We start from the raw sequence: 10,591 nt of genomic DNA on the forward strand, positions 1-10,591 counted from the left end.
GGCTCCGTCCCCGAGGTGCGAGCGGCCAGAATGGGTCGCCCACCCACCTAGGGAGTACCACGATGGCCAAGTACCTGCTGCTCAAGCACTACCGCGGCGCGCCGGCCCCGGCGAACTGCGACGCGCCCATCGACCGGTGGACGCCGGAAGAGATCACCGCGCACGTGCAGTACATGCAGGACTTCGGGGCCAAGCTGCAGGCGACCGGCGAGTTCGTCGAGCACCAGGCCCTCGCCCCGGAGGGGACGTTCGTCCGCTACGACGGCGAGGGACGGCCGCCGGTCACCGACGGCCCGTTCCCGGAGACCAAGGACCTCATCGCCGGCTGGACGGTGATCGACGTCGACAGCTACGAACGCGCCCTCGAACTGGCCGCGGAGCTGTCGGCCGCACCCGGCCCGAACGGGGAGCCGATCCACGAGTGGCTCGAACTGCGGCCGTTCCTGACCGCGCCGCCCACCATCACGGAATGACCGGGGACGAGGTGGTCCGGCCGCGGCTGGAGCACGGGGGCATCGTCGGGGTGGCGGGGGAGCTGACGGCCGGCGTCGGGTCCGGCACGGCGATGCCGCGGACACCGGACGGCCACGGGCAGCGGGCGCAGGTGCGGTTCGATCCCGGCTGCGTCCGCGGGCCCGAGGGGATCGGCTGAACCGTGGACGAAACCCTGCTCCGGAGCCTCACCCCGGGCGTCCTGGCGATCCTCGTCCGCCGCGGAGCCGACTTCGCGGCGGCCGAAGACGCCGTCCAGGAGGCGCTGGTCGAGGCGTTCCGCAGCTGGCCGGCCGACCCGCCCCGGGACCCCAAGGGCTGGCTGGTCACCGTGGCGTGGCGCAAGTTCCTCGACGCGACCCGCGCCGACGCCGCGCGCCGCCACCGGGAGGACGTCGTCGACGCCGAGGTGGCGCCCGGGCCCGCGGCGGCCGTGGACGACACGCTGCAGCTGTACTTCCTGTGCGCGCACCCGTCGCTGACGCCGTCGTCGGCGGTCGCGCTCACGCTGCGGGCCGTCGGCGGGCTGACCACCCGGCAGATCGCGCAGGCGTACCTGGTGCCCGAGGCGACCATGGCGCAGCGCATCAGCCGGGCCAAGCGGACCGTGTCGGGGGTGCGGTTCGACCAGCCCGGCGATGTCGCCACCGTGCTGCGCGTGCTCTACCTGGTCTTCAACGAGGGGTACTCGGGGGACGTCGACCTGGCCGCCGAGGCCATCCGGCTGACCCGGCAGCTGTCGGCGTCGATCGACCACCCCGAGGTGGCGGGGCTGCTCGCGCTGATGCTGCTGCACCACGCCCGGCGCGCCGCCCGGACGGCGCCGGACGGCAGCCTGGTCCCGCTGGCCGATCAGGACCGGTCCCGGTGGGACACCGCCCTGATCGCCACCGGCGTGGAGATCCTGCAGGCGGCGCTGGCCCGCGACCGGCTGGGCGAGTTCCAGGCCCAGGCCGCCATCGCGGCCCTGCACGCCGACGCCCAGGACGCCGCGGAGACCGACTGGGTGCAGATTGTCGAGTGGTACGACGAGCTGGTCCGCCTCACCGGCAGCCCGGTGGTGCGGCTCAACCGCGCGGTGGCCGTCGGCGAGGCGGACGGGCCGCGCGCCGGGCTCGCGGCCCTCGCCGAGCTCGACCCGGCCCTGCCCCGCCACACAGCGGTGTCGGCCTACCTCCACGAGCGCGACGGCGACCTGCCGGCCGCGGCTCGGCTCTACGCGGAGGCCGCGGCCAAGGCGTCCAGCCTCGCCGAGGTCGACCACCTCACCCGCCAAGCGGCCCGCCTCAACACCCGTATCCCGCGTGACTGAACCCGGAACTCACGTGATCGAGCCCGTCATTCGCGTGATTGAGGCCGGAACTCGCGAGTTCCGGCCTCAATCACGCGAGTTCCGGCTCTGATCACGCCGGATACGGGTCTGATCACGCGAGTTCCGGGTTCCCGCACGGGTCAGGCGGGGCAGAGGGTGCCGTCGGCGGGGATCTTGCCGTCGATCAGGAAGGCGCGGGCCGCGTCGGTGACGCAGGGGGAGGCGCCCAGGGCGCCGTGGCCCGCGCCCTGCCAGGTGATCGTCACCGCGGACGGCATCTGGTCGGCCGCGCGGGTGCTGCCGACCTGGGGTGTCACCGGGTCCGTCGCGGTCGCCGCGACCAGGATCGGCGGGACGCCCGGCACGCCCGGCGCCGGCAGCGGCTCGGTCCGCACCGGCCACGGACCGCACCAGGCCAGCTGCTGGGCGACGACCGTGCCGAACTGCGGGTACTTCGCGCGCATCCCGGCGGCGACCTGCTCGAGCTGGTCGGCCGACAGGCGGGTCTGGCTGTCGTTGCAGCGGGTCGCGATCGTGGCGTCGATCCGCGATGGCTGTGCGCGCGTGTCGTGCAGCACCGGCGAGACGAACGCGGCGAGCGGCTCGACGTTCCCGGTGCGGGCCGCGGTGAGCGCGTCGGCCAGCTCCGGCCACCGCGCGCGCTGCGTGAGTCCCGAGTAGACGGCGAACATCGCGACGCCCGGGCCGAACGCGACGTCGTCGGCCGTCGACGCCGGGGTGCGCCGCAGCTGGTCGGTGAGCGCGGCCAGCGCCGCCTTCGGGTCGCCCAGCGCGCAGTGCCGCGCCGCGCAGTCCGCGGCGAATGCGTCCAAAGTGGACTGGGCCCCGGCGGCGACGGCGTCGAGGACGGCGGCGGTGTCGGCGCCCGGGTCGGGCACGCCGTCGAGGACCATCCGGCCGACCTGCGCGGGGAAGCGGACGGCGTACTCGGCCAGCACCTTCGAGCCGTCGCCGTGGCCGAGGGCGGCGAGCCGCTCCAAGCCCAGCTGCTTGCGCAGCTCGTCGAGGTCGCCCGCGGCGCGCCAGCTGTCCAGCGCGGTCTGGGAGTCGTCCAGCTCGATGGCGCACTGCTGGCCGGCCTTGCGCGCGGCGTCCAGCACGTCGCCCAGGCCGCCCTGGGCCGGGTCGGCGTCGATGAGGTCGTGCCGGATGTCGGGCGGGACGCACTGCGCGGCGCCGGAGAGCCCGGTGCCGCGCCGGTCCAGGCCGATCAGCGAGAACTTCTCCAGGAACGCCGGTGGCAGGGTCGCGGCCAGCCGCGCGGCGTAGACGCTGCCCGGTTCGCCGTCGACGTCGTTGACCACCACCAGCGGCACCGGGCCGCTGCCGGCCTTCAGCGCCAGCAGCCGCACCACCGACCGCCGCGGCTCGCCGGGCGCGTCGAGCGGCGCGGTGACGCGGGCGCAGGTGAAGTGCAGGCTGTCCGGCACGGCGGGGGTGCCGATGCGCTGGCGGGTGTCGTCGTCGCAGTCGGCCCACTTCAGCGACGGCGACTGCGGCTCGCCCAGCGGCGGCAGCGGCACCCCGGGGGTCCGGGTGGGCGTGCTGCCGGTCGTCTTCCCGTCGTTCTCGACCAGCGCCGGGCGGACCGACGGCCCCGCGGCGCAGCCCGCGGCGGCGGCCAGGGCGAGCAGCGCGGCCAGGAGACGGGTACGGCGGCGGCGCACGGGCGGGATCCTCACGTCTCGTCGAGCAGAAGGCAGGCCGAGCTTCGCACGGCCGGTGTGGGACGCGGGTTAGCGGGTCCGCACGACCTGGCCGCGGAAGACGGCGTCGAGGTCGTAGCGGGCCGGCTCGTCGAGCTGGCCGTAGTCGCACGACGCGGGTTCGCGGTCGGGCCGCCACCGCACGAACCGCGCGTTGTGCCGGAACCGCGACGGCATCCCGCCTTCGGTGTTCTCGTAGGCGACCTCGACGACGCGCTCGGGCCGCAGCGGCACCCATTCGTGTTCGGTGGCGCGCCAGCGGGTGATCCCGCCGGGGATGCGCTGGGCCTCGCCGGTGGCGCGGCCGCCCCAGGGGTGGTCCTCGCCGTCGGTGATCAGCGGCGCCAGCTCCTCGGCCAGCTCGCGGCGGCGGTCCTTGGGGAACGACCCGACGGTGCCGACGTGGTGCAGCACGCCGTTGTCGTCGTGCAGGCCGAGCAGGAACGACCCGACGAGGTCGCCCGGGCCGCCGTCGACGTGCCACCGCAGCCCGGCAAGCACGCAGTCGGCGGTGCGCAGGTGCTTGTACTTGAGCATCGCCCGCTTGCCGGGCGTGTACGGCTCGTCCAGCGGCTTGCCGATGACGCCGTCCAGGCCGGCGCCCTCGAACAGCTCGAACCAGTGCCGCGCGGTTTCCGGGTCGGTGGTCGCCGGGGTGAGCGGGAACCGGTCGCCCGCCAGCTCGGTGAGGCGTTCCCGGCGCACGGACGTCGGCTCGTCGAGCAGCAGGTCGTCACCGAGCGCGAGGACGTCGAAGGCGACGAACTCGGCGGGCTGTTCGCCGGCCAGCAGCGTGATCCGGCTTTCGGCGGGGTGGATCCGTTCGGTGAGGGCATCGAAGTCCAGCCGCCCGTTCTTGGCGACGACGAGTTCGCCGTCGAGCACCACCCGCGGCGGCAGGATCTCCAGCAGCCGCGCAACGGCCTCGGGGAAGTACCGGTTGAGCGGCTTTTCCGCGCGCGACTGCAGGTAGAGCTCGTCGCCGTCGCGGAAGACGATGCAGCGGAAGCCGTCCCACTTCGGTTCGAACAGCAGGCCCCCGGAGTCCGGAATGGCCTTGGCGGGCTTGGCGAGCATCGGCTTCAGCGGCGGCTGCAGCGGTAGGGGCATGCCCCGCATTCTGCGGAAAACCGCGGTTCAGCGCACGCGTTTCGCCGGGCTCGTGTCGAGCTCCAGGCGGACCGCGGCGGGCAGCGACGCCAGGCCGAGTGAATCCCGGGCCCTGGTCAGCACCCCCGTGTCGAGGTCCGCCCAGACACCCTTCAGGTCCGTGCCTTCGTGCAGCCACAGCGTGATGCGCAACGCCGGAGAAGTGCGCGAGCCGACCGCGCGGACCCGGGCCCGGCTGACGCCGTCGAGCTGCTCCGCGTCGGCCTGGATCGCGGCGGCGATCGCCGAGGCCGTGACCACCAGTTCCGCGCCCTCGGTGCGGTCGAGGTCCAGGTCCGGGCGTGGTTCCGGGCGCAGGGAGCGCGCTGCCCACCGGAGCCCGAGGACGCACAGCAGCACCCCCAGCACGATCGCCGCGATGCGGGCCGGGGTCGCGTGGCCGGCGAGCCAGCCCGTCGCGATCGGGTCCAGCAGGGGGCGGCGGCCGCGGTACTCGCCGAGCCAGCCGAAGCCGACCACCAGGGCCAGAGCCCCGCCGAGCAGGGCGAGCAGCCCGACCAGGAACGTCAGCGTGCGTTCGCCGGTGTACGAGCGGGCGAGCGCCTTCTCGGCGGTCGAGCGGCTCATCGGCGGTCCTTCGGCGAGTCGACGACGACCGAGACCTTCGGCCGCCGCACCAGCGGGACCTCGTCGAGCAGGGCCGACACCGTGGCCAGCAGCCGCGGCCGCAGCTCGCCTTCGCTCTCGAGGGTGCTCTTGGCGCGGACGCGGATCCGGCGGGCGCTCGCGGTGACCGACGCGCCGGCGACGTTGTCTTGGGCGCGCACCGTGAGGCCGACCAGCCGGGCCAGCGAGCGCGGCGACGTCGAGACGCTCACGCCGTCGGCCGGGTCGGTCAGCCGGACCGCGCGGTTGCCGGCGGCCAGCGCGCAGGCGATGAGCACCAGGCCCGCCGCGGCGACCACCCCGGCGCCGACGCGCACCGCGTAGGCGTCCCAGCCCAGCGACGCGAGCCCGGCCTGCCACCGCGGCCACGGCACCAGCAGCGGCGCCGAACCCGGGTGCCACCAGTGCCAGCCGACCTCCAGGGCGAGCAGCGCCCCGGCCGCCGCGAAGGCCAGGCCGAGCAGGGTGGCGAGGATGCGGACGAACGGGCGCACGGCTACCGCACCCTCGGCGGCGCGTCCGGCAGCAGCGCGGACACCGTCACCGCCAGCGTCCGGACGCGGTAGCCGGTGAGCAGCTCGACCTCTTCGGTCACCTTCTCGCGCACGTCGCCGACGACCGCGCGGACCGCCGCCGGGTAGCGCAGGGCGAGGTCGAGCGCGAGGTCGACGTCGTTGTCGTGGCCGCCGACCTTCGCCTTCGCGCCCTTCTTGCCGTCCCGCGCGGTGCCGGGGACGCCGTCCGCGGCGTGCTGGGCGACCTTGCGGACCACCGTGTGCCCGATGGTGAGGGTGCCGCGCTCGCCGGGCTCGGCGAGCTCCCGCGGCACGTCCAGGGCGGGGCTCACTTGTCGCGGCCCTTGCCGAAGAGCTCGCCGAGGTCGAGTTCGCCGTCGAGGACCCGGCCGGCGACCAGGCCGATGATGCCGACGGCCAGGGTCACCAGGAACGCGGTGAACCCCTGGGTCGCGGCCAGGCCGAGGATCAGCCCGGCCAGTAGCCCGGTCTGCGTTGCGTTCACGTGTCCTCCTTGGACTGGGACGGGACGGTCACCGCACGCGGGGCGGACGGCGGCGGAAGCGGGCGAGCAGGGCCGCCACGCGGGGGTGGCGCGGGCGGGACGTCGTCACCCGGCGCCGGCCGGCCCGGGTGGCCGCCCGGCGCAGGCCCGCCACCCCGCGCCGGCGGGCCACGAACGTCACCGGTGCGTCGTAACGGGAAGCCGGCTCCCGGAACCGGGCCAGCCCGGCCGCGAACACCGCCGGGTCGCCGCCGGCGTCGGGGTGGTGCGTGCGGACGAACGCCCGGAAGGCCGCCCGGTCGGGCCCGGTCATTCCACGCGCGTCGGTTCGGCTTCTTCCTCGCCCGGCAGGAAGATGTCGTTGACCGCGATGTTCACCTCGATCACCTCGAGGCCGGTGATCTGCTCGACCGCGGTGATCACGTTGCGCCGCACCGCGCGGGCGACGTCGGTGATGCGCGCGCCGTACTCCACGACGACGTCCAGGTCGACCGCCGTCTGCTTCTCGCCGACCTCCACCGACACGCCGGTGGTGGTGACCGTGCCGGAACCCGGGATCCGCTCGCGCAGCGCGCCGATCGCGCGCGACACCCCGCCGCCGCCGAGGGTGTGCACGCCGGCGATCTCGCGGGCGGCGAGGCCGGCGACCTTCTGCACCACCAGCGACGAGATGGTGGTGCGGCCGGCGGCGCCCTCTTCGTTGAGCGGGGTGACCGTGCCGGGGCTCTCGGTCCGTTCCGGGTGCATGCGTGCGGGCTCCTCTCGCGGCGGGTTCTCGCCCTTACGATGCCCGGGCGGGCACCACCCTCACGCAATGTCGCCCGATCGGGCTAATTCCGCCCTGGATGGACGTCCACGACGTGCACGTTCACCGTCGTGGCGGTCCCGAGCTGCCGGGCCAGCTCGGCGGTGACGTCCCGCCGCAGCCCTTCGGCGGCTTCGTCGGCGACGACGCCGAACCGGACCGACACCAGCACCTCCACGACGTCGTCCTCGACCGCGACGGCCGAGACCCGCACGCCGTCCGGGGCGCGCTCCGCGGCGATCGTCCGGGCCAGCCGGGTGACGACGCCTTCGGTGACGCGCAGCCGGCCCGCCTCGCCGGGCACGTCGACGGCCGTCCGGCGGCCGCGCGCGACCGCCCGCAGCACGCGTTCGACCAGGCCGGGCGGGGTCGGCACCCGGCGCCGGGCCGCGGCACGCACGGCGTCCCAGCGGGGATCGGACTCGGGATCCTCTGGCTCGGCCATCACCGCTCCCTCAACTCGGCGAGCAGCGCCACCCTGGCCCGGTGCAGCCGGGAACGCAAGGCACCGACGTTCACGTCGAGCACGTCGGCGACCTCTTCGTAGCTCAGCCCCTCCAGTTCGCGCAGCACGAGCGGCACCCGCTGGGACACCTCCAGCCGGCCGACCGCCCGCAGCACCGCGTCGACCTCTTCGGCCCGCACGACCCGGCCTTCCGGGCCGGGCACCGCCGCGGCGAACAGCGCGCTGTCCACAGTGGACCGCGGGTCCGGGTCGTCGAGCGAGACCGTCGGTCGGCGGCGGCGCAGCACGGCGAGCGCGCCGTTGGTGACGACGCGGTAGAGCCAGGTCGACACGGCCGACTCCTGCCGGAACCCGGGCAGCGACCGCCAGGCGGCGAGCCACGCCTCCTGTACGACGTCCTCGGCCTCGGCCGCGCTGCCGGTGATCCGCAGCGCGACCCGGTACATCCGCGGCGTGTGCTGCCGCACCAGCGCGCCGAACGCCGTTTCGTCGCCGTCCGCGGCCCGGGCGAGCAGCTCGGCGTCGTCGCTCACCCGGCGTCCCGGCGGTAGCGCAGGAGCGTGAAGCCGTCCTCGACCAGGATCGAGGCCAGGGCGAGCCGGCGCGGCACGGCGGCCGCGGCACCCGCGGCGATCCGGCCCGCGGTCCCGGCCACCAGGAGTGGCGCGACGGTCAGGCACAGCTGGTCGACGAGGTCGGCGGCGACGAGCCGGGCGAACAGCCCGGGCCCGCCTTCGCAGTCGATCCGGCGCAGGCCGCGGGCGGCGAGGAGGCCGAGGGCGCGGGGCAGGTCGACGTCGTCGCCGCCCGCGCGCAAAACCTCGGCCCCGGCGGCTTCCAGGGCGCGCGTGTCGGCGCTGTCGGTGGTGACCACGATCGGTGGGACGACGGTCTCGGTGAACAGCCGGGAAGCCGGGTCGAGGTCGGCGGTGCGCGTCACGACGGCGATCGGCGGGACACCGGTGAACCCGAGCCGGCGCCTGCGCTCCAGGCGTTCCGGGCCCGCGACGACGCCGCGGTAGTCCTCGGCGCGGGCGGTCCCGGCGCCGACCAGGATCACGTCGGCGAGGTCGCGGCCGAGCAGGAAGACCCGTCGGTCGGCGGCGTGCGACAGCCCGGCGGACGTCGTGTCGATCTCGACGGCACCGTCCGCGGAAGCGACGAAGTTGACCTGTACCCAGGGCCGGTCCGGGTTTGGGGGGTAGGCGTAGATCCGTTCGAGGTCCGAACCGGTCAGTTCGCCCGTCCGTTCGGGCCACACAAGCTGCACCCGATCATCCCAGCATGGCCGTGAATCACGTCTCTACCGGGGGATATGCCCGCTCACCGGCACCGGGCGCGCGGATAGGCTCTGGGACCATGCCCGCGCACCTGACCGGCCGCCGTCCCGATTTGTCCGCCGACGAGCTGATCGGCGCGCTGGTGCCGCCGCCGCGGTTCGGCGCCGTCCGGTTCGGGACGTACCTCCCGAATCCCGACGAGCCCAGCCAGGCGGCGGCGGTGGAGGCGTGCTCGGCGTTCGCGGAGAAGGTGGGGACGCGGCGGGAGAAGAAGCGGTTCAAGCTCTTCGGCGGGGCGTCGGAGCCCGCCGGGCCGATGGGGCTCTACCTCGACGGCGGGTTCGGCGTCGGCAAGACCCACCTGCTCGCCTCGACGTGGCACGCGGCGCCGTCGCCCAAGGCGTACGGCACGTTCGTCGAGCTGACCCACCTGGTCGGCGCGCTGGGCTTCGCCGAGGCCGTGCGGCGGCTCTCGGAGCACCGGATCCTGGCCATCGACGAGTTCGAGCTGGACGACCCGGGCGACACCACGCTGGTCACCCGGCTGCTGCAGGAGCTGATGGACGCGGGGGTGTTCGTCGCGGCGACGTCGAACACGCTGCCCGAGAAGCTGGGGGAGGGCCGGTTCGCCGCCGAGGACTTCCTGCGCGAGATCCAGACGCTGTCGGCCCGCTTCGGTGTGGTCCGCGTCGACGGCCCGGACTACCGCCACCGCGGCCTGCCGGACGCCCCGCCGCCGGTTTCCGCCGCGGAGCTCGACGCGTCGGCCGCCGCGCACGAAGGGTCCACTGTGGACGATTTCGACGCGTTGTGCGAGCACCTGGCATCGCTGCACCCGTCGCGCTACGGGCGGCTGCTGGACGGCGTCACCCGCGTGCACCTGCGCGGCACCCACCCGGCGCCGGACCAGAACGTGGCGCTGCGGCTGGTCGCCTTCGCCGACCGGCTCTACGACCGGGCCGTCCCGCTGGTGGTGTCGGGTGAGCCGTTGCCGTCGCTGTTCACCGAGGAGATGGTGAACGGCGGCTACCGCAAGAAGTACCTGCGCGCGGTCAGCCGGTTGACGGCGCTGGCTCGCGACGCCGCACCGGCCAGCTGAACAGCACGACCGCGACGGCGAACAGCGTCCCGCCGGCGACGTCGGTGAGGTAGTGGTAGCCCATGCCGACGAGCCCGGCCGCGGCGGCGACCAGGGCCACCGCGGCCAGCACCACGACGACCACCCGGCGGGTGACCAGCACGAGCACGGTCAGCACCGCGACCAGGCTGACGGTGTGGCCGCTCGGGTAGACGAGGGTGCCGTTCTTCCACCGGTCGTACAGCGGTTTGAGCAGGAAGCTGGTCAGCAGGATGGCCAGGACGGGCACGGCCAGGCAGAGCGCGGCCTCCAGCCGCCGCCCGGCGCGCAGGCAGAGGAAGACGGCGAGCAGGCCCAGGGCGAGCACGACGTACGGCTCGGTGGGCAGGACGAGCGCCCGCAGCACGCCGGGGCTCAGGTGCCCGACGGCCCGGGCGGCGGCTCCGTCGACCGCGCCGGGGGTGGTGCCGCCGGCGAACGGCAGGCCCAGCAGCAGTGCGAGCAGGCCGCAGACGGCGGCCGGCACCCGGATCGTCCTCACCTGCGCGAGGGTAGCCGGGCCTGGTGGCCGGCCGGGTGGTGCTGGGGCGTGGTGGCGGTGCTGGGGCGTGGTGGCCGTGCTGGGTGGTGCTGGG

16 protein-coding genes are annotated in these 10,591 nt (G+C 75.0%); 4 read left to right on the plus strand and 12 right to left on the minus strand.

The genetic code is table 11. The features are described from left to right. The first annotated feature begins 62 nt into the window (after positions 1 to 62). From C2L59_RS17155 to C2L59_RS17165, 3 genes are read left to right on the plus strand one after another with little or no spacing between them, the layout of a single operon-like run. Positions 63 to 473 (plus strand): YciI family protein, encoded by a 411-nt coding sequence (locus C2L59_RS17155; protein WP_103350514.1) that lies wholly within the window; start codon positions 63 to 65, stop codon positions 471 to 473. Beyond that, the gene (locus C2L59_RS17160) at positions 470 to 652 is read left to right on the plus strand and encodes a hypothetical protein (protein WP_103350515.1); all 183 of its coding nucleotides are present in this window, start codon (positions 470 to 472) and stop codon (positions 650 to 652) included. The genes C2L59_RS17155 and C2L59_RS17160 overlap by 4 nt, the downstream gene beginning before the upstream one ends. A gap of 3 nt (positions 653 to 655) precedes the next feature. After that, complete coding sequence (locus tag C2L59_RS17165) at positions 656 to 1,804, plus strand: RNA polymerase sigma factor (RefSeq protein WP_103350516.1); 1,149 nt, start codon at positions 656 to 658, stop codon at positions 1,802 to 1,804. Between the two features lie 140 nt (positions 1,805 to 1,944). Here the strand turns inward: C2L59_RS17165 and C2L59_RS17170 are convergent, their stop codons facing one another. The 11 genes from C2L59_RS17170 to C2L59_RS17220 all read right to left on the minus strand — a co-directional run bounded on the left by C2L59_RS17170 (position 1,945) and on the right by C2L59_RS17220 (position 8,868). Then, the gene (locus tag C2L59_RS17170; protein WP_103350517.1) at positions 1,945 to 3,492 is read right to left on the minus strand and encodes an alpha/beta hydrolase; all 1,548 of its coding nucleotides are present in this window, start codon (positions 3,490 to 3,492) and stop codon (positions 1,945 to 1,947) included. Positions 3,493 to 3,561: 69 nt separating this feature from the next. After that, a complete protein-coding gene (locus tag C2L59_RS17175; RefSeq protein WP_103350532.1) occupies positions 3,562 to 4,641 on the minus strand; it encodes an ATP-dependent DNA ligase in 1,080 nt (359 codons plus the stop codon). 27 nt (positions 4,642 to 4,668) lie between these two features. After that, positions 4,669 to 5,268: an alkaline shock response membrane anchor protein AmaP gene (locus tag C2L59_RS17180; protein ID WP_103350518.1), complete on the minus strand. Its 600-nt coding sequence runs from the start codon at positions 5,266 to 5,268 to the stop codon at positions 4,669 to 4,671. Then, on the minus strand, positions 5,265 to 5,801 hold the full coding sequence (locus C2L59_RS17185; protein WP_103350519.1) for a DUF6286 domain-containing protein: 537 nt from the start codon (positions 5,799 to 5,801) through the stop codon (positions 5,265 to 5,267). The genes C2L59_RS17180 and C2L59_RS17185 overlap by 4 nt, the downstream gene beginning before the upstream one ends. Positions 5,802 to 5,803: 2 nt before the next feature. Further along, the gene (locus tag C2L59_RS17190; RefSeq protein ID WP_103350520.1) at positions 5,804 to 6,154 is read right to left on the minus strand and encodes an Asp23/Gls24 family envelope stress response protein; all 351 of its coding nucleotides are present in this window, start codon (positions 6,152 to 6,154) and stop codon (positions 5,804 to 5,806) included. Then, a complete protein-coding gene (locus C2L59_RS17195) occupies positions 6,151 to 6,327 on the minus strand; it encodes a hypothetical protein (protein WP_013224542.1) in 177 nt (58 codons plus the stop codon). The genes C2L59_RS17190 and C2L59_RS17195 overlap by 4 nt, the downstream gene beginning before the upstream one ends. Positions 6,328 to 6,355: 28 nt before the next feature. After that, entirely contained in the window at positions 6,356 to 6,640 is a 285-nt protein-coding gene (locus C2L59_RS17200) for a hypothetical protein (RefSeq protein ID WP_103350521.1), read from the minus strand. Next, positions 6,637 to 7,074, minus strand: a complete 438-nt coding sequence (locus C2L59_RS17205) for an Asp23/Gls24 family envelope stress response protein (RefSeq protein WP_103350522.1) — start codon at positions 7,072 to 7,074, stop codon at positions 6,637 to 6,639. Before C2L59_RS17205 ends, C2L59_RS17200 begins: the two co-directional genes overlap by 4 nt. An 83-nt stretch (positions 7,075 to 7,157) precedes the next feature. Next, positions 7,158 to 7,577, minus strand: coding sequence for a hypothetical protein (locus C2L59_RS17210; protein WP_103350523.1), 420 nt, complete (start codon positions 7,575 to 7,577; stop codon positions 7,158 to 7,160). Continuing rightward, positions 7,577 to 8,131, minus strand: a complete 555-nt coding sequence (locus C2L59_RS17215) for an RNA polymerase sigma factor (protein ID WP_103350524.1) — start codon at positions 8,129 to 8,131, stop codon at positions 7,577 to 7,579. Before C2L59_RS17215 ends, C2L59_RS17210 begins: the two co-directional genes overlap by 1 nt. Further along, positions 8,128 to 8,868, minus strand: coding sequence for a pyrimidine reductase family protein (locus C2L59_RS17220; RefSeq protein WP_103350525.1), 741 nt, complete (start codon positions 8,866 to 8,868; stop codon positions 8,128 to 8,130). Before C2L59_RS17220 ends, C2L59_RS17215 begins: the two co-directional genes overlap by 4 nt. Before the next feature lie 89 nt (positions 8,869 to 8,957). On the opposite strand from C2L59_RS17220, the gene zapE reads away from it, so the two are divergent. After that, positions 8,958 to 9,977, plus strand: a complete 1,020-nt coding sequence (zapE, locus tag C2L59_RS17225; RefSeq protein WP_103350526.1) for a cell division protein ZapE — start codon at positions 8,958 to 8,960, stop codon at positions 9,975 to 9,977. On the opposite strand, the gene C2L59_RS17230 is transcribed toward zapE, so the two are convergent. Continuing rightward, positions 9,931 to 10,482 carry a phosphatase PAP2 family protein gene (locus C2L59_RS17230; protein ID WP_103350527.1) on the minus strand — a complete coding sequence of 184 codons (552 nt, stop codon included), beginning with the start codon at positions 10,480 to 10,482 and terminating at the stop codon, positions 9,931 to 9,933. The genes zapE and C2L59_RS17230 overlap by 47 nt on opposite strands. Positions 10,483 to 10,591: the final 109 nt, after the last annotated feature.

This window comes from Amycolatopsis sp. CA-128772, assembly GCF_002904295.1.
Lineage (GTDB): Bacteria > Actinomycetota > Actinomycetes > Mycobacteriales > Pseudonocardiaceae > Amycolatopsis.

Bases quoted from the DNA above. Each gene is read 5' to 3' on its own strand.
- C2L59_RS17175 (WP_103350532.1), bottom strand. From the start codon at position 4,641: ATGCCCCTACCGCTGCAGCCGCCGCTGAAGCCGATGCTCGCCAAGCCC.
- C2L59_RS17205 (WP_103350522.1), bottom strand. From the start codon at position 7,074: ATGCACCCGGAACGGACCGAGAGCCCCGGCACGGTCACCCCGCTCAAC.
- zapE (WP_103350526.1), top strand. From the start codon at position 8,958: ATGCCCGCGCACCTGACCGGCCGCCGTCCCGATTTGTCCGCCGACGAG.
- C2L59_RS17160 (WP_103350515.1), top strand. From the start codon at position 470: ATGACCGGGGACGAGGTGGTCCGGCCGCGGCTGGAGCACGGGGGCATC.
- C2L59_RS17155 (WP_103350514.1), top strand. From the start codon at position 63: ATGGCCAAGTACCTGCTGCTCAAGCACTACCGCGGCGCGCCGGCCCCG.
- C2L59_RS17210 (WP_103350523.1), bottom strand. From the start codon at position 7,577: ATGGCCGAGCCAGAGGATCCCGAGTCCGATCCCCGCTGGGACGCCGTG.
- C2L59_RS17200 (WP_103350521.1), bottom strand. From the start codon at position 6,640: ATGACCGGGCCCGACCGGGCGGCCTTCCGGGCGTTCGTCCGCACGCAC.
- C2L59_RS17180 (WP_103350518.1), bottom strand. From the start codon at position 5,268: ATGAGCCGCTCGACCGCCGAGAAGGCGCTCGCCCGCTCGTACACCGGC.